The sequence below is a fragment of the Sporomusa malonica genome, from assembly GCF_900176355.1.
Taxonomy (GTDB): domain Bacteria; phylum Bacillota; class Negativicutes; order Sporomusales; family Sporomusaceae; genus Sporomusa; species Sporomusa malonica.
Genome location: NZ_FWXI01000006.1, coordinates 23,997 through 45,035, shown reverse-complemented (window position 1 = coordinate 45,035; position 21,039 = coordinate 23,997). Strand labels below are relative to the sequence as shown.

Genomic DNA, 21,039 nt, shown 5'->3' with positions numbered 1-21,039 from the left:
TTCTAATGGCAGAGGAGAAATTTACAGCATGGCAATAAGCTACACCCCGATGCTGGAACAATATCGGGAAGTAAAGAGCAGGCATACCAACGAGATACTGTTTTTTCGATTAGGTGATTTCTATGAGATGTTTTTTGAAGACGCTGAAATAGCATCACGTGAAATGGAGATTACATTGACTTCACGTGACGGCGGCCAAAATACTCGAGTGCCAATGTGCGGTGTTCCCTATCATGCCGCTGATAATTATATTGCAAAACTAATCAACAAAGGGTACAAAGTAGCTATTTGCGAGCAAGTTGAAGATCCAAAACAAGCTAAAGGTATTGTAAGGCGGGAAGTTGTCAAGATTATTACTCCAGGTACCATTTTAGCCGAATCTTTGCTGCCTGACAAAGCTAACAATTATCTAGCACTTCTACATGAGGAAGCAGATGAATTATGTTTAGCTGCGGCTGATATTTCGACTGGTGAATGCGTTTGGGCGACATTTTCAGGTAGTTCCAGGGCAAATACAGTTTGTGATCAATTATATCGCCTGCTTCCGGCAGAATTGGTGCTGGCAGGCAAACTCGGTGATCTCCCGACCATAAATAGCTTCTTAGCACAGCGAGTATCTACTTGTACTATTACTACACTATCTAATGCTGACCTTACGTTAGTTTCAGAATTACCGAGTAAGCATTTTGTCCAACAAGAGCTACCTAGTAGTACAGTGGCTCAGGCTGCAGTTGGATATCTGCTATATTATCTTCACTATACCTTAAAGAGTGATCTTTCTCATATAAATAAGCTGGCAAGAGTCAATACGCAGGATTATTTAATTCTAGATGCTTCGACATTGCGCAATCTTGAGATTACCCGTAATATGCGTGACGGTGGTCGCAAAGACACCCTACTGGCAGTACTGGATTTTACCAAAACAGCTATGGGTGGCAGGTTGCTAAAAAAATGGTTGGAATTTCCTCTTTTAAATCCGCTTACTATTTCTAAGCGTCAGGATGCAATTGCCGATTTGCTGGATAAGCGGGCAGTAAGAGAGTCGCTAAAAGAGCTTCTTAACAACATATACGATTTTGAACGTATTCTAACCCGTATTGAGGTAGGTAGTGCTAACGCTCGGGATTTGACAGCGCTTAAAACATCACTGGCTGTGCTGCCTGAGATAAAAATAAGGCTGCAAGAGTGCCATGCTGAACAGTTGGCAGGTATTAGTATCGAGGCCAGAACCCATGTAGATGTAGCCAACATGATTGAAACAGCTATTGCAGATAATCCGCCGTTAGGTGTCCGTGATGGCGGTATTATTAGAACTGGTTATGACTTAGAACTAGATGAGCTTAGGAGCATCGCTAGAGATAGTAAAGAATGGATTCAGGACTTAGAATTGCGTGAACGTGAAACTACAGGAATTAAGTCACTTAAGATAGGTTATAATAAAGTTTTTGGCTACTACATTGAAGTAACTCACGCCAATACTGGTGCAGTACCCCCAAACTATGTCCGTAAGCAGACACTGGTCAATGCTGAACGGTATATTACCCCAGAGCTCAAGGATTTTGAGACCAAAGTCCTTGGTGCTCAAGAAAAAATTATCAATATTGAGTACCAACTATTCGTGGTGATCAGGGATTATATCAAAGAGCGTATCAGTGAAATTCAGCAGACTGCCCGCCAAATAGCCCAGTTGGATGTAATTATTTCGTTGAGCGAAGCTGCAGCACGCTATAATTATATCCGGCCCAATTTGAATCATAGCAGGGAGCTTATCATTAAAGATGGGCGTCACCCAGTAGTTGAGCGTCTCTTAAGTGGCGAGATGTTTGTGCCTAACGATACTGAGCTAAACCACCGCGACAGTGAAATAATGATAATTACCGGTCCTAACATGGCTGGTAAGTCTACTTATATGAGACAAGTAGCGCTTCTTACAATTATGGCTCAAATAGGTAGCTTCATTCCAGCAAGAGAAGCCTCTATCTGTCCTATTGATCGGATTTTTACCAGAGTAGGTGCTAGTGATGATTTGGCAACTGGTCAGAGCACTTTCATGGTTGAGATGACAGAGGCTGCTCAAATCATTAAATTTGCTACAACGAATAGCTTGATTATCTTAGATGAAATAGGGCGTGGTACCAGTACCTTTGATGGTATGAGCATTGCTCGGTCTGTTGTCGAATACATCAAAGATAAGGTTAAAGCTAAAACATTGTTTGCTACCCATTATCATGAACTAACCGAGCTAGCTGAATCTAGTAAGGTAATTAAAAATTATTCAGTTGCTGTAAAAGAACGCGGCAATGATATTGTTTTTTTGCGCCGGATTATACCAGGTGGTGCTGATAAAAGCTATGGTATTCATGTTGCCCAGCTTGCCGGATTACCGAAACGAATTATTGAACGGGCGCAACAAATTTTGCATGAATTGGAACAATGTAAAGCAAATTCTGATCTTATTCCACCAACTACTAAACAGCAAAATAACAAACATACCGCGCTCGCCACAGTATCACTGTTTAGCTCAAGTATTGCCGATGAATTACTCAACATTGATGTTATGACGCTTACCCCGCTGGAGGCGCTCAATACGTTGTATCGTCTGCAAAATAAGGCCAGAGAGGAAAGCGGAATGTTATGAGCCAGCAAGTAATTCATATATTAGACGAGAATACAGCCAACAAAATAGCTGCAGGAGAAGTTGTCGAACGTCCGGCTGCCGTCATTAAGGAGCTTGTTGAGAATTCAATAGACGCTGGCAGTAAAAATATTGAAATTGAAATCATAGATGGTGGAATAAAATTTATTCGTGTCACAGATGATGGAAATGGTATGAGCCGTGAAGATGCGCAACTTGCCGTAAAGCGTCATGCTACTAGTAAAATTCGTACTGCCGAAGATTTAGCAGCAATAAATTCATTGGGATTTCGCGGCGAAGCCTTACCTAGTATTGCCGCAGTATCTAATTTTACATTGACTACCCGTTTGCTAGATGAGCCGATGGCGAGCTATGTAGAAATTCAAGGCGGCATATTTGCCGATGTTCGCGAAGCTGGGGCGGGATGTGGCACTACCATTACGGTATCTGATTTGTTCTTCAATACTCCGGCCCGGCGTAAATTCTTAAAAACACCGTCTGCTGAGAGTGGTCATATAAGCGATATAGTTACAAAGCTGTCAATGTCTCATCCTCAGATCGCTTTTAAATTGATAAGCAATCAACGCATGGTATTATCTACCAGAGGCAGCGGGCGGTTGACTGATGCAATTGCTGATATCTATGGGCATAAGGTTACTCCAGAACTTTTGCCGGTGGAGTATAGCAACGAAGGTATTGAGGTGTCAGGCTACGTGGCTAAGCCAGCATTACTTAAGAGCAGCCGCCAATGGCAGACGTTTATGGTCAATCAGCGGGTGGTAAATAGCAGAATGATGGCCAAAGCATTGGATAATGCATATTTTTCGCTACTACCTAAAAACGGTTATCCATTGGCTGTGCTTGATATCCATATTTCCGTTGAATCAATCGATGTTAATGTCCATCCCCAAAAAAAAGAAGTTAAATTTAGTGATGATCAAAAGATATACAGGGCAGTATATAAAGCAATATCCTCTAGCTTGGCTGCGCCTGGATCGCACACGCAAGCAGCAGCAACTGTGCAGTCTGGGCCGATGGTAAGCCAGGGATTGCCAGGTGGTAGCGAGAGTTACGGCAGCGCCAATGTTCAACCTCGTAACCCTAATATAATTGACTCTAATACGTCCGTAGCCTCCCGGCAGTGGATGCCAGAATTGTGGCGGGAAGAAAGTGTTTCCTTTTCTGATGTTAGAGAGTCGATTAAACAGGAGGAGCAACTTACTGAATGCGCCACTTCCGTTTCCCGGTATACGGATGATCAGCTTTATCCATTAGGGCAGATCGACTCTTGTTATATTGTAGCTCAGGGGCAAGATGGCCTTTATATTATTGACCAACATGCTGCCCACGAGAGAATACTATATGACCGGATGAGCCGCTCAAAAGGACGTGTACCGGTACAACAGCTGTTAGTAGTACAATATCTCGAATTTACGAACGATGATTGTGACATCATTACTGGGAACCAGGATACTTTTTATCAACTGGGGTTTACTCTCGAACAAGTTGGTCCTGATACCATGCGGCTAATAGAGATGCCTGCTGATATTCCCCTGGCTGATGCGGAAGCGGTATTGCGGCAAATCTTAAAATTAATTGCTGAGATGCATCAGCCTACTGCCCAGGAACTACGGCATGCCTATCTCCAAATGGCAGCATGTCGCAGTGCCATTAAAGCAGGTGAGAAACTTAATATGCGGCAAATTCAGGCTCTGATCAGTGAGCTGTATACAACTGATTTGCCATATACTTGTCCACATGGCCGTCCAACTATCGTAAGATTTGGCCCAGATGAGTTGGCAAAAATGTTTAAGCGTACATAGGTGTGATTAATATGGATTTAGTTGTAACAACAGTTCATAAGCCACCATTGAGTGTTATCCAGATGGCGAAAGATATGGCTGCCGAAATGTCTATACCGTTTGTTCCACGTGACCGCCATTCACTGGCAGCTATCAGAGAGCAGTATGAGGTAAATGAGCTTATTGTGGCAACTGCCGATGGCCCAATTGCACACTCAGAAGCCGGTGAGTACTTTTTTCACTTAAGCATGGCCGAACTGCGCATAAAAAACTTAATAAATGGAAAACATGACCATATGGTAACCGCAATGGGGCTTAAAGCCGGTATGTCAGTTCTTGATTGCACATTGGGTCTGGCGACAGATGCCGTTGTTGCCAGTTTTGTAACAGGCGCAAACGGGGCGATTACTGGACTTGAAAGTTCCCCGGTAATTGCTTTGATAACAAGATATGGCCTGCAAAATTTTTCAGTTCAATCTGAAGCTGATATTACAAGCGCGCTGCGCCGAATAACGGTAGACAATGTGGACTATTGCCAATACCTTGAATTCTTGCCAGACAATAGTTTTGACATTATTTACTTTGATCCCATGTTTCGTAATCCTATTAACAAAAGTTCCAGCTTAAAGCCAATTAGGACTTTGGCAGACATGCGCCCGCTTACACTTGAAGCGATTAGGCAAGCTTGCCGGGCAGCCAAGCAAAAAGTTGTAGTAAAAGAAGCTGCAGGTAGCAGTGAGTTTGCGCGACTGGGAATAGTTACAACCGTTGGAGGAAAATACAGCAGTATTAAATACGGTATTATTGATTGTATGCCAGAGAAGATGGCTGGCGGAGGCCCACCATGGAACGGTTAATTGTAATTATTGGACCTACTGCTGTAGGAAAAACCAGAGTTAGCATTGATTTGGCAAAAAAAATTAATACACAGATCATTTCGGGCGATTCCATGTTGGTATACAAGGGGATGGATATAGGTACCGCTAAACCTGACCTAGATGAGCGCAGCGGTATTATGCATCATCTTATTGACATCCTAGATCCGTGTGAAGAGTTTAATGTTGTAGATTTTCAGAATTATGCCCAAAGACTTATCACACAAATTAATAGTAACGGGCTTATCCCAATCTTAGCAGGCGGAACCGGCCTTTATATTCGGGCATTGCTTGAAGGCTATCAGTTCAATCAGGCACCAAGCGACGAAAACCTTCGGCAGAAATTAGCTAGAATGGCAGAACAACATGGCAATCAATACCTACATGATATGTTGGCTCAAGTCCAGCCGCAAACTGCGGTCAGGTTGCATGTTAATGACCTGCGTAGGATAATTAGAGCACTCGAAGTATATCATCTGAGCGGTGAAGCTGTTTCGCAGGATAAAGCGGCACCAAATAGGCTGCTATATGATGCTGTCGTGGTTGGTCTTACTATGGAACGTGCTGCGTTATATGATAGGATTAATAGGCGTGTTGATCTGATGTTGGAACAGGGATTAGTCGATGAGGTATCACGGCTATTGCATAAAGGTGTACCGCCAGACTGTCAGGCCATGCAGGGAATTGGATATAAACAAATAATTGAGCACCTTATCGCAGGAAAGGATTTGTTAACTGCTACAGAGAATGTAAAACAGGCTACTCGTAATTTTGCTAAGCGTCAACTGACTTTTTACCGGAGTATGCCCTATATAGCATGGTATAATATTGATGAGTTCGATAATTATAACAACTTAATGGAAATAATTTACAATAATGTTGCAGGAAAGTTCTGTCTAAGGTAAAATAGGAAAGAGTAGAACATCAATACGGAGGGATTTCATTTGACTAATAAAGTCATTAATCTGCAAGACAGTTTTTTAAATCAAGTACGAAAAGAAAACGTGCCGGTCATTATATATCTGGTTAATGGATTTCAATTACGCGGAGCCGTAAGAGGGTTTGATAATTTTACAGTAATCATCGAAAACGAAGGAAAACAACAGTTGGTTTACAAGCATGCTATCTCAACTGTGACCCCATTTCGCCCACTGTCTGCCGCTAATTTACATGAGAAAAAGGACGAGGCTGCCAAAACTGATAAGTAGAAGTTGGCTTGCAGTACTCCAGGCAAAATGCCTGGGGTACTTTTCATTTTCTTAGAGCGGAGTTATAGGAGTGGTGATTTCTTTATGCTATGTTTATCCTTTAAAAGCTACTCTTGTGTAGTGTTATACTTGCCCCAATAAATACAATGCTCATCATTTACTGATTAAGTAATTTATGAGTATAATCATGCACATCACTCCGTTATATGTTATAACTATGGTAGGTGATGGAAATGAAAATAGCCAGATTATTGGAAATAACCACCCTGCTGCTCAGCCGCGGCACACTGACCGCCAGCAATTTAGCAAAGCGCTTCGGTGTCTCTACCCGGACCATCTATCGGGATGTTGAAGCATTATCTACTGCCGGTGTCCCTATCTATATGAGCAAAGGCAATGGCGGCGGTATTTCGCTCCTGGAAAACTACACGCTGAACAAAACACTGCTGTCCGATCAGGAGAGCGGCAGTATCTTGCTGGCTTTAAAAACGCTCCAAGCTACCCAGTATCCTGAGATCGACAAGATACTGGATAAAATGGAGGCTGTTTTTAAAAATACGCAGGCTAATGACTGGGTGGATATTGACTTTTTCTATTGGGGAAGCCACCCCAATGAGCGAAACAAATTTGACGCCATTAAACATGCCATTGTCAACCGAAAGGTCATCACTTTCGAGTACGTCAATGCGAACGGTGACAGAGGCAGCCGCGCAGTCGAGCCTCTCAAGCTATTTTATAAAGGCAGCTCATGGTATTTGGTTGCCTATTGCCGCAAACGAAACAGTCAACGCCTGTTTCGCATATCACGGATAAAGAACGTCGTGACAACGACTGAGTCCTTCATTCCGAAGCAACTGCCAGACTCAGAAAAAGAAGCCATGGAAAAACCGCCTCCCATGATAACGTTTAAATTAAGGTTTTGCGACAAGGTACTTAACCGGCTTTATGATGATTTTGACGATGCCTATATTGTAAAAAAGGAAGATGGAACGCTAGAAGTGGAGGTCGCCTTTCCTGAGAACGAATGGCTTTATGGCTATCTTCTGTCTTACGGCCACTTTGTCGAGGTGCTGGAGCCGCCCCACATCAGGAATATCCTCATCGAGCGAATGAAGGAAACATTAAAAATGTATGAAGATTCTTCTCATATATGACATACAGTTGTCTTATTCGCTGTGCTATCATCAGATTATGAAAGGAGCTGATAGAAAATGATATGTGTTTGCGGCGCCAGTTGTGATGGGTGCACCTATCATGACAGTGAATGTAATGGGGGATGCGAAGCCCGGCAAGGCCGAGTGTTTTGGACAAAGTATATTAATGCTGATGTATGCCCTGTTTACCAGTGTGTAGCGGATAATGGCTATAAAAATTGCGGTGATTGCGCAAAATTGCCTTGTGAAACCTGGTGTACTCTAAAAGACCCTGAGATGAGTGATGAAGAACATCAAAAATCAATTGACGACAGAGTGGCCAAGCTAAAGACTATACGCATTTAAAGCACGGATACATGATCGTGAAGGAGAGGATGAACAATGTTAGCGATTGAGCTAAGCGAAGAAAAGGCTCAACCAGTAGTGTCAATCAGAACCACCACCAAGTTGGAATTGCTTCCCCAGGTCATTGGCGAAAGCTACATGAAAATTATGTCCTATTTGCAGGAGTTTGGTGAGAAACCAGTATGTGCCCCGTTTACCGCCTACCACAACCTGGATATGCAAAACCTCGACGTTGAGATGGGCTTCCCTATTGCCAGACTGTTGCCGGAAAAAGACGACATAAAGGCTCGTGAACTTCCTCCAGGTAAGGTAGTTTCCAGTATATACAAAGGCCCCTACAGTGGCATGGAGCAACCCTATAACGAAATGTTCAAATGGATTGAGGAAAACGGTTATACTTCGACGGGTATTTATTTCGAATACTACTTCAATTCCCCGCAGGAAGTTCCTGAGAGCGAACTGCTGACGAAAATTGTCATGCCATTAATCTGATTGACATTGCCCTCCCCGCTGATTTCTAACGGCGACTGGAGATAACATACGGGCGGACAAATAGCGTGAGAAAAACTGACGCATAGCGCAAATACATTACCTAGGCTTGCTCAAGACAGATAAAGAGAATAGATAATCAAGTAAGAGAAGCTAAGAAAGAGATCCTGTAAAATTAAGTATGTGAAGCCTTAGAGACGGTGGAGAAGAGTCTCTAAGGTTCACATACTTTTCTGCAGTTTTTCCCGTATTATCATAAGAACGGGTCTTGTAGGTTCCGAGATTCATCACTATTGCAGCGAGCGCCCGCGCCCATTCTAAGATATTTGTTCAGATATATACAAAAAAAGAGGAGTTTTTGCTATTAAGATATAAACTATTCTACAGTTATAAAGTGTTTTGGGAGTCTTTTAGAGGCAGGCAGGCCTCTCGCCGTATTGACAGTCAGTATACGGCGTTGTTATTTCAGGAAATTACAATAATGGAGTGAGCTCTGATATGGCCGTTGTATCCTCGCCGCCGCATTCACAAAATATCAATCTTACTTTCGAAGAGATATCTGCTGTATTTGAGCAATCCTACGATGGTATACTTGTCCTCGATGGTAATGCGGATGTGGTGTTAGTAAATGACTCTTACTTCCGGATAACAGGCCTTGACAAGAACGACATCGAGTGTAAAAACTTTCGTGAGTTCGCACAAAACAGTCCCTATAAAAAAACAGCTTGCATCGAGGCACTAGACACCAAAAGACCGGTGACCCGAACCCATAACAACCTAATCCCAGGGAAGGTGGTCATGGTTACTGCCAAACCGATTCTGGATGAAACTGGACGCGTGCGCCTGGTGATTGGTAATTGTCGGGACATGTCCGAGATGGTGCAATTGCGGGAACAGCTCGAAAGAGCGCAGGAAATTGAAGAACTATATTATAAGAGTTTAAAAAATCCTAAAGCAACAGGCCTTGTTGCCGTTAGTAGTAGAATAAATGAGATTTTCCATGCTGCACTAAAAGTAAGTTCCGTCGATATTACCGTCTTAATAACCGGGGAATCCGGTGTAGGCAAAGAAGTATTGGCAAGGTATATTCACGAAAACAGTTCCAGAAGGGAGGCTCCTTTTGTTGCCATCAACTGTGGAGCTATTCCAGATACTCTTTTGGAATCAGAATTCTTTGGATATGTTGGTGGTGCATTTACCGGATCATTGAAGCATGGAAAGAAAGGCCTGTTTGAAACTGCTGACGGGGGAACGATCTTCTTAGACGAAATCGGTGATTTGCCATTTAGTCTGCAGGTAAAACTGCTCAGGGCATTGGATGCTGGTGAGATTACCAGGGTAGGAGCCAATTCGCCAACTCCGGTAAATGTAAGGATTGTAGCTGCAACCAATAAAGATTTGGGAAATATGGTGCGTGAAAACAGATTTAGAGAAGATCTTTACTATCGCTTAAATGTTATTCATTTCCACATTCCGCCACTTCGGGAGCGTCCCGAAGATATCCGGCCGCTTTGCATGTACTTTCTGAATGAGTGTAACCGGCGTTACGGACAGAGCAAAAGGCTTAGTTTCGAAGTTCAAAAGGCATTAGAAAGCTACATCTGGCCTGGGAATGTACGCCAGTTAAAGCACATGCTTGAACGGATGGTTGTTCTAAGCGACGGAGAACAACTGGAATTATCATCTATTTCTGATGATGGTGATCTCCTGAGATGTAAGAACCTAACCGATGCGCCGACTGACATGATAATGGTAAATCGGTTTAGCCTGATCCCCCAAGTGGTCGAAGAGGTGGAAAAGCAGATTTTATCTCATGCAATGAGACTTCATTCAAGTAGCCGCCAAATCGCCAAAGCTACGGGGATTGATCAAACAACAGTATTGCGGAAGATCAAGAAGTACGGTCTTGATCAATTATGCCTAGAAAAGTAATGGGTTTGCACAATAATCCGGGAACGTGAACTCAGAAAAATAAACCTTACCAAATAACAATTCGAAAAAGAGAAGGTTCTTGTTGAACAGGAATCTTCTCTTTTTTTGTGAGATTATCTTGTCAAGGACTACTGAGCGATCAAGCTGATTTCATGACGTCTTCGATTATATGTTCTGAGGGAAAATGCCTCAAGTTGGCTGCAATAAATTGAGTGCTAATTGCGAATTCAACGCATTTGTACCTATGAGGCAAGATGCATCGAATGAGGCAGCATTTTATGCCCATACATAGTATTTTTTTATTATTGGTTCGTTATGAAGTCTTACCGCAATCCGGCAAAGAGAAGCAAATCAGGTATACTAGAGGCTGCCTAGCGTGGTGCTACAAAGTCAAAGTTTTATTGGCACAATATTTGCATTGGTAAAAGATATAACAATGGCCAATCTGGCTGGGCGTCTACCTGGGAATGAGAAAAGCCTGGAATTTGGGGCTCTACCTACATATCGAGACAATAGTGAAAGGGGCAATTTATATGGAAAAAGTAATGCATACAATGGATGGTAATGAAGCAGCAGCATATATATCTTATGCTTTCACTGAGGTTGCAACCATTTATCCGATTACACCATCTTCTCCTATGGCGGAGTATGTTGATTTATGGTCGGCAAAGGGAAAGAAGAATTTATTTGGTCAAACAGTCCGGTTAGTTGAAATGCAGTCAGAGGCAGGGGCTATCGGGGCCATGCACGGCTCCTTGGAAGCAGGAACCTTGACAACTTCTTACACAGCATCACAAGGATTGCTTTTAATGATACCGACGATGTATCGGCTGTCCGGACAATTAAAGCCGGGTGTACTTCATGTGAGTGCTCGTACAGTGGGAACTCATGCTTTCTCAATATTTGGCGACCACTCGGATGTTATGGCTTGCAGGCAGACAGGTTTTGCCATGCTGTCTACGGGAAGTGTGCAGGAGGTTATGGATTTATCCGGTGTGGCGCATCTAGCAGCTATTAAGGGCAGAATTCCGTTTTTACACTTCTTTGACGGATTCAGAACTTCACATGAAATTCAAAAAGTAGAATGCTTAGATTATAAAGATCTCAGCAAACTATTGGACGAAGAGGCTTTTGAAGAATTTCGCAAGAGTTCCTTAAACCCTGAAAGACCCGTAATGAGAAGTGCGGTAGAAAATCCTGACGTTTTCTTTCAAGCCAGAGAAGCAGCAAATCCTTTCTATGATAAACTGCCGTTTATTGTAGAAAACTATATGAATGAAATCAATAAACTTACAGGCAGAAATTATAAGTTATTTAATTATTACGGAGCAGAAGACGCGGAATATGTGATTGTTGCCATGGGATCTGTAAGTGGAACAATTCAGGAAACAGTAGATGCTTTAAATAGACAGGGAAAAAAATCAGGCTATCTTCAAGTGCATCTTTACAGACCATTTTCGCTGGAGCACTTTTTTAGAGAGATGCCAGGTACCGTGAAAAAAGTTACTGTTTTGGATCGAACCAAGGAACCGGGTGCATTGGGTGAACCGTTATATCTCGATGTTTGTTCAGCATTTATTGACCAAAGAATAAGACCTCAGATTTTTTCAGGACGGTATGGGTTGTCCTCGAAAGATGTTACTCCGGCCCAAATGGTAGCTGTTTATAATAATATGATGAATGTTGAGCCCAAAAAGTACTTTACTGTAGGTATCAATGATGATGTAACTCATTTATCTCTAACGGTAGGGGAAGAATTAGATCTTGCCGATGAGGGAACAATCAGTTGTAAACTTTGGGGTCTTGGCTCCGACGGTACCGTAGGCGCTAATAAGAACTCCATTAAAATTATCGGGGATCATACAGATAGATATGTTCAAGCCTATTTTGAATACGATACGAAAAAGTCTGGCGGTGTCACGAAATCACACCTGCGTTTTGGGAAAAAACCCATACGTTCAAGCTATTATGTAAAAATGGCAGATTTTGTAGCATGTCATAATCAGTCTTATATCGATAAATATGATATTGTCTCCGATATTAAAAATAACGGCATCTTTTTATTAAACTGTAGCTGGACAGGTAAAGAGCTGGATGAAAACCTCCCGGCAACTGTAAAAAGAGTACTGGCAAAGAAGAATGTTCAATTTTATATCATTGATGCAATTAAAATTGCCAAAGAGATTGGACTGGGAAATCGTTCGAATACCATTCTTCAAGCAGCGTTCTTTAAATTATCTAATGTGATTCCTGTGCCGCAGGCTGTCGAGTATATGAAAGAGGCGATTCTCAAAACCTATGGCAAAAAAGGCGATAAAATTATCGCTATGAATTATGCTGCGGTGGATCAAGGTGTAGATGGTCTACAGAGAGTAGATATTCCTTTATCATGGCTAAATGCAGCAGACGTAGTTGCTGAATTTAATGGGAATGTACCTGATTTTATTAAGAATTTAATGATTCCTATGAATGCCCAAAAGGGCGATGACATTCCTGTTAGCTTATTTGTTGGGATGGAAGACGGTACATTCCCTATGGGAACATCGGCTTTTGACAAAAGAGGTATTGCTGTTGACGTCCCTGAGTGGATTGCGGATAACTGTCTCCAATGCAATCAATGCTCGTACGTATGCCCTCACGCAGCAATAAGACCTTTTCTGATTACAGATGGAGAAACAGCAGCAGCACCACAGGGCTATGAAACGAAAAAAGCAAAAGGACCAGGCTTAGAAATTTATAATTATAGAATGCAGGTAGACGTATTAGACTGCTACGGTTGTGGAAGCTGTGTGCAAGTTTGCCCTGCAAAGGAGAAAGCGCTTGTTATGAAACCTCTGGAAAGCCAAAATGAGGAAATAGCAAACTGGGATTATTCCTTAAAGCTTTCACACAAAGACAATCCTTTGGATAAGTTTAGTGTAAAGGGAAGTCAGTTTGAGCAGCCGCTACTTGAGTTTTCTGGTGCATGCGCAGGCTGTGGAGAAACTCCATATATGAAACTTATGACCCAGCTTTACGGCGATAGAATGTATATAGCCAATGCAACCGGTTGTACCCAGGCCTGGGGTGCGGCAGCACCATGTTTTCCGTACACAGTCAATAAGGATGGATTCGGTCCTGCATGGTCAAATTCCTTATTTGAAAACAATGCGGAATTTAGCTTGGGTATGTGCCTGGCAGTGAAGCAGCAAAGACAAAGACTTGCCATGAAGTTGGAACAACTATTGAAACTTACCAAGGATGAGGTTTTGAAAGAAGCCATTGCTAAATGGCTGGAACATATTGACGATGGTAACGTTACAAAAACTGTAAGCAAAGAGTTACTAGCGGCGTTACAGGCGGTAAGTTTAACTGGTGTGGAACAAGCAGTTAAAGAATATGTATTGAATAATAAAGAACATCTTGTAAAGAAGTCGATGTGGATGTATGGCGGTGACGGATGGGCGTATGATATTGGATACGGTGGATTGGATCATGTGTTGGCATCGGGAGAGGATGTTAATATTTTAGTTGTAGACACAGAAGTATATTCCAATACAGGCGGACAATCTTCAAAAGCGACACCAATTGGCGCGGTTGCACAGTTTGCAGCTTCCGGCAAAAAAATCCAGAAAAAAGATCTTGGGATGCTTGCGATGACTTATGGCTATGTATATGTGGCGCAAGTAGCCATGGGCGCAAATCAGGCTCAATTAATTAAAGCACTAAAAGAAGCGGAAAGCTATAAAGGCCCATCGCTGGTCATTGCCTATGCGCCATGCATTAGTCACGGGCTGACAAAAGGAATGGGGTACGCCCAACTAGAAGCCAAGAATGCGGTGGAAGCAGGTTACTGGCATCTGTACAGATACAATCCCCTGCTTAAAGAAGAGGGTAACAATCCATTTGTGCTGGATTCAAAAGAACCCAAGGCAAGCTTTAAAGATTTCCTGATGGGAGAAGTAAGATACTCATCATTATTGAGAAGTTTCCCTGAAGAGGCAGAAGTATTATTTGCGATGGCAGAAAAAGCAGCCACTGAAAAATATCAAGCTTATAAAAAAATGGCTGAAAAATAGGGTTTCGGGAAAACAATGAGGATGGTAATGCGATGATAAAAAAATTCGAAGAAATTGTAAAGACTGCACAGACGAAAGGGCCTAAAACGATTGCCGTGGCAGTCGCACAAGATTGTGAAGTACTGCTGGCAGTTAACAGCGCCAAGGAATTAGGGATAGCAAACGCTATATTGGTAGGCAATGAAGCGGAAATCCGGCAGATAGCGCAAGAAAATCATATCGATATAGGTAAGTTTAAAATAATTGAAAAAAAAGATAACACTGAGGCATGTAGAACGGCGGTGCAGCTTGTTGCGAATGGTGAAGCACAAGTTGTTATGAAAGGAATGGTAGACACCGCCATAATATTAAAGGCTGTACTTGACAAAGAATTTGGACTTAGGACGGAAAATGTATTATCCCATGTTGCGGTAGCAGATGTGGATGGCTATGACAGATTGTTCTATATTACCGATGCGGCAATGAATATTGAACCGGATTTACAGACAAAAAAACAAATTATTGAAAATGCAGTGCAAGTTGCCAATGCACTAGGCAATGATAATCCCAAAGTGGCTTGTGTTTGTGCGGTTGAAAAAGTCAATTCAAAAATGAGGGCAACCCTAGATGCTGAGGGACTGGTAAAAATGAGCGAAACCGGTGACTTAACAGGATGTATGGTGGCAGGACCACTTGCTCTTGATAATGCAGTATCGGTTGAGGCTGCGAAACATAAGGGGATTACAAATACGGTCGCAGGTAATGCAGAAATACTCTTAATGCCATTTATAGAATCGGGAAATATGTTGTATAAATCAATCGTTTTTTTTGCAAGGGGCAAAATAGCGGGGATTATTGTGGGAGCCAAGGCACCTATTGTTTTGACATCAAGGGCTGATTCCGATATCGCAAAGCTCAACTCAATCGCAATCGGTGTTTTAATGGCAAGTAAATACGAGGAGAAAAAAAGTTGTGAAAGATAAATTTAGAGTATTAGCCATTAACCCAGGATCAACATCAACAAAAGTTACCGTCTATGATAATGAACAGCTACTTTTTGAAAAGGTAGTAAGATATTCGAATGAGGAATTGGCACCATTTGCAAGTGTTATAGAACAATATGAATTTAGAAAAAATGGGATACTCAGATTATTGGCAGAAAACAACATAAATATTGGCACCATGGATACCGTAGTTGGGCGGGGCGGGCTGTTAAAACCTATCGAAGGCGGCACTTATGCGGTTAACGAAGCTATGATCGAAGATTTGCGTCATGCGGAAAGAGGTGAGCACGCATCGAACTTAGGCGGAATTATCGCCAAGGAAATAGCCGATAACCTTAATATTCCTTCTTTCATTGTTGATCCTGTTGTAGTTGATGAACTTGCAAATATTGCGAGAGTATCCGGCCTACCAGACTGCGAGAGAATAAGTATCTTTCATGCATTAAATCAGAAGGCTGTTGCTCGGAGAATTTCAAAAGAATTAGGTAAGTCGTATGATGAAGCTAATTTAATTGTTGCTCATATGGGCGGTGGTATAACGGTAGGTGTTCATCAAGGCGGGAGAGTCATTGATGTCAATGACGGTCTTTATGGTGAAGGTCCATTTACGCCGGAACGAACAGGCGGAATCCCTACAGGGCAATTAATTAAGCTATGTTTTTCAGGAAAATATTCGATGAACGAGGTCAAGAAACTAATTGCCGGCAAGGGAGGCTTAGTGGCCTATTTAGGTACAAATGATGGCAGAGAAGTTGGAAGAATGATCGAAGCAGGTAATGAGAAAGCAAAACTGGTTTATGAAGCGATGGCCTACCAGATTGCAAAAGAGATTGCGGCAGGTTCAGCCGTATTATTCGGAATGGTGGATTCTATCGTTCTAACTGGTGGCCTTGCTTATGATAAGATGCTAGTCAAACTGATTGCAGATCGAGTAAGGTTTATTGCCGATGTAAAAGTTGTACCAGGAGAAAATGAAATGAGCGCTTTGACAGAAGGTGCGATAAGAGTGCTTAGAGGCGAGGAGAAAGCAAAGGAATACAAATAAATATTGAGTTGCTTAATTTAAGTATCCTTTCGAAAAATCACATATATAACCATGAGATAGGTGTTATGTACTTGCGCTCAAAAAGTTTTAGACGAGGCTGGAGCAATAAGGGATATTGGAGGAGAGGAAAGTTATGTTGAACGAGCAAATCATTAAAAAGCTGCGCAGTATAGTTGGCAAAGACGAGGTATTCACATCGAAAGAGGATCTAATCTGCTACTCCTACGATTCGACGTGGATATCTCACTTGCCTGACGCAGTGGTTGCGCCTGCCAACACCAAGGAAATCGCCTTGATCGTAAAACTGGCCAACGAAGAAAAAATACCGATAGTTCCGCGTGGTGGTGGGACAAATCTTTCAGCCGGCTCGGTGCCTGTCGAGGGTGGAATTGTCATCGCCCTGCACCGGATGAACAAGATACTGGAGATCGACACCGATAACCTCACAGCGACGGTCGAGCCGGGCCTGATAACAGCGGCGCTACACAAGGCCGTTGAGAAAGTAGGACTTTTTTATCCGCCCGATCCGTCAAGTATGTTTATGTCCACCCTCGGTGGGAATGTCGCCGAGAATGCTGGCGGGCCACGGGGCGTCAAATATGGTATTACCCGCGATTATGTCCAGGGCCTGGAAGTGGTCACTCCTACGGGAAGCATAGTCCGGTGTGGCGGCAAAACCATCAAAAATGTTAGCGGCTACGATTTGATGCGGCTCTTTACCGGCTCGGAAGGAACGCTGGGCATAATTACGGAAATCACCGTCAGACTCCTGCCATTGCCGGAAGCCAAACGGACTTTGCTGGCCGTGTTTGACAGTCTGGATGATGCGGCCAAAGCTGTATCGGATGTCATTAAAAATCGAATTATTCCAACCTCCCTTGAACTCATGGATAACAATGCCATGAAACTGATTGAGGCCTTCAAACCGGTCGGCTTGCCGTTGGACGCCGATGGCGTCGTTCTGATCGAAGTGGACGGCGGCGCCGATGAAGTCGGCCGACAAATCCAAAAAGTAGAAGAAACTTGCAAAACTTGCGGCGCCCGCGAGGTAAGGGTCGCGCAGGACGCGGATCAGGCGGCTAAATTGTGGGAAGGGCGGCGCTCGGCTTTCGGGGTAATGGCCAAGAGCGCACCTACGGTCATCACTGAAGACGCCACCGTACCTCGCAGTAAAGTGCCCGATATCGTCCGCGCCATCCAGCAGATCGCTGCCAAATACCAGCTCAATATTCCCATTTTGGGTCATACCGGCGACGGGAACATGCACCCGATTATTCTGACCGACGAGCGCAATGTAGAAGAAATGAAACGCGTCGAGTTGGCGATTGACGAAATGTTCCGGGCGGCGTTGGACATGGGCGGTACCCTCAGCGGGGAACACGGAATCGGTATAGTTAAACAGAAATATATGCAATGGGAGTTTGGCGACGATGGTATAGCGCTCATGCGTGCGATCAAAAAGGCGGTCGATCCCAACAATATTTTAAATCCTGGCAAAATGTTCATACGAGGTGAGTAACCATGACACATTCAATCAGCGATTTTCAAGAGGAATCGTTCAAATGCATCCGATGTGGGCTGTGTCAGATGGTGTGTCCGATCTATGCGGAACTTGGTTCTGAACCGGCGGTGGCTCGTGGCAAAGTTAGACTGGTAAAGGAACTGATCGACGGCAACATTACGGTTTCGCCACGCTTTAAAGAAATTATGGATCTATGTCTTAACTGCAAAGCATGTGTAGCCAACTGCCCGCCCGCGGTGCATACTGATAAACTGGTTTTAGCGGCCAGAGCCCACATTGCCGACAAGGTCGGACTGCCCTTCCCGGTCAAAGCGGCGTTGCAGAATTTTCTTCCCAACAATGACATGCAGGGATTTGCGGCAAAAATGGCTTACTTTTATCAAATCTCCGGCATGCAGAAGCTGGTGCGGACCAGCGGCATCCTCAAAGCAGTATCCACGGATATGGCCCATCAGGAGAGCTTGATGCCGAATTTCGCACCCCAGACTTTTCGCAGTATCCTTTTCCAACGGTCGCAGAAAAAGGGCGGCAAAATCCGGGTGGCCTATTTTATCAGTTGCATGACCAACATGGTCAATCCTGCCCTTGGGAAAGCGGTTATTGATGTGCTTGAGCGTCATGGCTGTGAAGTCGTAATCCCAACGGACGTCCAATGCTGCGGTACGCCCCACCTGGCTTACGGCGACAGGGAGATGGCTAAAAAACTGGTGGCTCACAACGTCAAATTGTTGATGGAAACCGGCGCAGAAGTAATCGTAACTGATTGTGCGACCTGCGGCGGTGTTCTGAAAGAATACGGAGAATTGCTGCCTGAAGCCACCGATTTTGCGAAAAAAGTCCGCGACGTATCTGAATTTCTGGTAGATACCATCGGTGTCAAAGCAGGGAACAAACCCACCGAAGCAATCGTGACCTATCACGACTCGTGTCATCTGAACCGCGGCCAGGGAGTCAAAGCGCAACCGCGCGAAATCCTCAAAGCCATACCGGGTCTCGTATTCAAAGAAATGTCGGAATCGGATCGGTGCTGCGGCAGTGCTGGCAGCTTCGGCATGACCCACTACGAATTGTCACAACGCATTCTGGACCGGAAGCTCAACAACGCAGCAACCGTAAACGCCGCCATAATCGCAACCGGGTGCCCGGCGTGCCGAATGCAGATTAATCATGGTATAGCCCGCAGAAATCTGCCGATGACAGTAGAACACCCAATTGAACTATTAGCCAAAACCTTTTAGAAGGAATGCCATTGTGAAACGATTCCAACAAAGGGAAATTTCCTCCGTCATCGTGATCGACTGAAGGAAGTGCAGAGACTAGAGTTCTTTAAAAAATGTAGTTCGAAAAGTGATTGACATATGGCTTTTAGTATACTACACTGAAATTAATAATAGTTAGAAAATTTAATCAACTCATCATACCAGTAATACAGGAGAACTGTGAAAGGGAGATTTAATGGGTACAAATCACCTGCTCCACGACAGAGAAGGCATAGTGCGTGGTAATATTTTTGATGCTACTGTAGCGCGTTTACGAGCATTTATTGATTGCGGAAGTCTGAGTGCAGGAGACAAGTTGCCGTCGGAACGTGAGCTCGGAGAACAGCTTGGTGTTAGTCGATCTGTATTACGGGAGGCACTAAGAGTTGTAGAATCGCAAGGCCTTATAACTATGATTCAGGGCAAAGGTGCATATGTTAGAAAACCTGGAATTCGAACTGTCATTGAACCGGTTCAGCGACTGATAAGGAATGGATCAATCACATTAGCAAACCTAATGCAAGCAAGGGCTATTATTGAGCCAGAGGTTGCAAAAATTGCTAGTCTTAATGTCACTGAGGATCAGATTAGTAGGCTTGAGCAAGATTGCCGCGAGATGATCAAATATTTAGATTTTCCTGAAAGATATCTTCAAGCTGACACAAACTTCCATAGAGGCTTGGCGGAAGCCACTGGCAACCCTGTGCTTATTATTATGATGTGGCCTCTAATTAACTTATTTGCTGGGTTTGTTCCATTGTTTTACGAACGACCTGGGACTCCGCAGAAGGTATTTTCAGCACATGAAGATTTACTTAATGCGCTTAAGTTGCATGATCCAGAGGGAGCCGAAAAATCGATGCAGGCACATTTGGCAGAGGTAACAGAATGGTTCGGAAATCTCGCCGGCGAAAAAATTTTCAATAGTGATGAGGACTATTGATGGAATTTGTAATAAACTAGGAAATTTCACAGGTAGAAAGGTGACGGATTTTTGAACATTGTATCTCTGCAGTAATTATAAATATCTGCGAAGTGTAATAGTTTAAGTGTCGCGTCGTGATATTTAATATATCACAAGTAACTTGTCATACCAGTCATACCAGTTGGCGTTATTCTGGTTTCCCTGAGATAATGTATTCTTTTTCAAGGAGTACCGATATTCATAAAAGTATAACATATTGTATTATGGAAACCACTTGTCATACAGGTAATACAGGTGGTTTGATCAGAGGGCGATCTGATGAATTTACGACAGGAATTTCAATCTAAGTTGTTTTCTGCGGATCAGGCCTAAAGCTTCATCAATATTGTTCATCCGGATTCTTACGAGGAGTTAATCAGAGATACGAGAGATGGTATATGGCGGAAGACCAACAAAATCTCCTAATCTTTATTTCGTGGTACAGGCGAATATTACAATGCTTCAAAAATAGCGTATGCCCCAGATAATATAATTTGCGTTCGGGGAAGCCCTATACAAGTGCTTCCGATAATATAAAAAACTTAAGGAGGAATGGGTTATGCCAAAACCGGTTATTCGAGAGGAAAGGTGTAAAGGGTGCGGGCTGTGTGTAGATGTATGCCCCAAAGACATTATTGTTATGTCTTCGGATTTTAATGCCAAAGGATATCATCCTGTGTCTTGCCCCGATGATTCAGAGTGTGTTGGGTGCACGCTATGTGCGAAGGCCTGTCCAGATGTAGTAATTGAAATTTACGAATAGAATGG

Annotated in this window: 16 protein-coding genes; all 16 read left to right on the top strand. The window is 43.3% G+C overall.

Going from position 1 to position 21,039, the window contains the following annotated elements; genetic code table 11:
- The first annotated feature begins 28 nt into the window (after positions 1–28).
- The 16 genes from mutS to B9A22_RS08240 all read left to right on the top strand — a co-directional run bounded on the left by mutS (position 29) and on the right by B9A22_RS08240 (position 21,034).
- Entirely contained in the window at positions 29–2,638 is a 2,610-nt protein-coding gene (gene mutS, locus B9A22_RS08320; RefSeq protein WP_084575265.1) for a DNA mismatch repair protein MutS, read from the top strand.
- Positions 2,635–4,458, top strand: a complete 1,824-nt coding sequence (mutL, locus tag B9A22_RS08315) for a DNA mismatch repair endonuclease MutL (protein ID WP_084575264.1) — start codon at positions 2,635–2,637, stop codon at positions 4,456–4,458. The genes mutS and mutL overlap by 4 nt, the downstream gene beginning before the upstream one ends.
- A gap of 11 nt (positions 4,459–4,469) precedes the next feature.
- Entirely contained in the window at positions 4,470–5,294 is an 825-nt protein-coding gene (locus tag B9A22_RS08310) for a class I SAM-dependent methyltransferase (protein ID WP_084575263.1), read from the top strand.
- Positions 5,282–6,217, top strand: a complete 936-nt coding sequence (gene miaA / locus B9A22_RS08305; protein WP_084575262.1) for a tRNA (adenosine(37)-N6)-dimethylallyltransferase MiaA — start codon at positions 5,282–5,284, stop codon at positions 6,215–6,217. Before B9A22_RS08310 ends, miaA begins: the two co-directional genes overlap by 13 nt.
- 39 nt (positions 6,218–6,256) lie before the next feature.
- A complete protein-coding gene (gene hfq / locus B9A22_RS08300) occupies positions 6,257–6,520 on the top strand; it encodes an RNA chaperone Hfq (RefSeq protein WP_084575261.1) in 264 nt (87 codons plus the stop codon).
- Positions 6,521–6,753: 233 nt separating this feature from the next.
- Complete coding sequence (locus B9A22_RS08295) at positions 6,754–7,674, top strand: helix-turn-helix transcriptional regulator (RefSeq protein WP_084575260.1); 921 nt, start codon at positions 6,754–6,756, stop codon at positions 7,672–7,674.
- A gap of 57 nt (positions 7,675–7,731) precedes the next feature.
- Positions 7,732–8,019, top strand: coding sequence for a DUF3795 domain-containing protein (locus B9A22_RS08290; RefSeq protein WP_084575259.1), 288 nt, complete (start codon positions 7,732–7,734; stop codon positions 8,017–8,019).
- Positions 8,020–8,055: 36 nt separating this feature from the next.
- Positions 8,056–8,511, top strand: coding sequence for a GyrI-like domain-containing protein (locus B9A22_RS08285; protein ID WP_084575258.1), 456 nt, complete (start codon positions 8,056–8,058; stop codon positions 8,509–8,511).
- 495 nt (positions 8,512–9,006) lie between these two features.
- Positions 9,007–10,440 (top strand): sigma-54 interaction domain-containing protein, encoded by a 1,434-nt coding sequence (locus B9A22_RS08280; protein ID WP_084575257.1) that lies wholly within the window; start codon positions 9,007–9,009, stop codon positions 10,438–10,440.
- A 533-nt stretch (positions 10,441–10,973) separates the two neighbouring features.
- Positions 10,974–14,498: a pyruvate:ferredoxin (flavodoxin) oxidoreductase gene (gene nifJ / locus B9A22_RS08270; protein ID WP_084575255.1), complete on the top strand. Its 3,525-nt coding sequence runs from the start codon at positions 10,974–10,976 to the stop codon at positions 14,496–14,498.
- A gap of 32 nt (positions 14,499–14,530) precedes the next feature.
- Positions 14,531–15,460, top strand: coding sequence for a phosphate butyryltransferase (locus B9A22_RS08265; protein ID WP_084575254.1), 930 nt, complete (start codon positions 14,531–14,533; stop codon positions 15,458–15,460).
- A complete protein-coding gene (gene buk, locus B9A22_RS08260) occupies positions 15,450–16,526 on the top strand; it encodes a butyrate kinase (RefSeq protein ID WP_084575253.1) in 1,077 nt (358 codons plus the stop codon). Before B9A22_RS08265 ends, buk begins: the two co-directional genes overlap by 11 nt.
- A gap of 133 nt (positions 16,527–16,659) precedes the next feature.
- Positions 16,660–18,045, top strand: coding sequence for an FAD-binding oxidoreductase (locus B9A22_RS08255; RefSeq protein WP_084575252.1), 1,386 nt, complete (start codon positions 16,660–16,662; stop codon positions 18,043–18,045).
- A 2-nt stretch (positions 18,046–18,047) separates the two neighbouring features.
- On the top strand, positions 18,048–19,286 hold the full coding sequence (locus B9A22_RS08250) for a (Fe-S)-binding protein (RefSeq protein ID WP_084575251.1): 1,239 nt from the start codon (positions 18,048–18,050) through the stop codon (positions 19,284–19,286).
- A gap of 217 nt (positions 19,287–19,503) precedes the next feature.
- A complete protein-coding gene (locus tag B9A22_RS08245) occupies positions 19,504–20,250 on the top strand; it encodes a FadR/GntR family transcriptional regulator (protein WP_084575250.1) in 747 nt (248 codons plus the stop codon).
- Between the two features lie 580 nt (positions 20,251–20,830).
- Positions 20,831–21,034, top strand: a complete 204-nt coding sequence (locus tag B9A22_RS08240) for a 4Fe-4S binding protein (RefSeq protein WP_084575249.1) — start codon at positions 20,831–20,833, stop codon at positions 21,032–21,034.
- Positions 21,035–21,039: the final 5 nt, after the last annotated feature.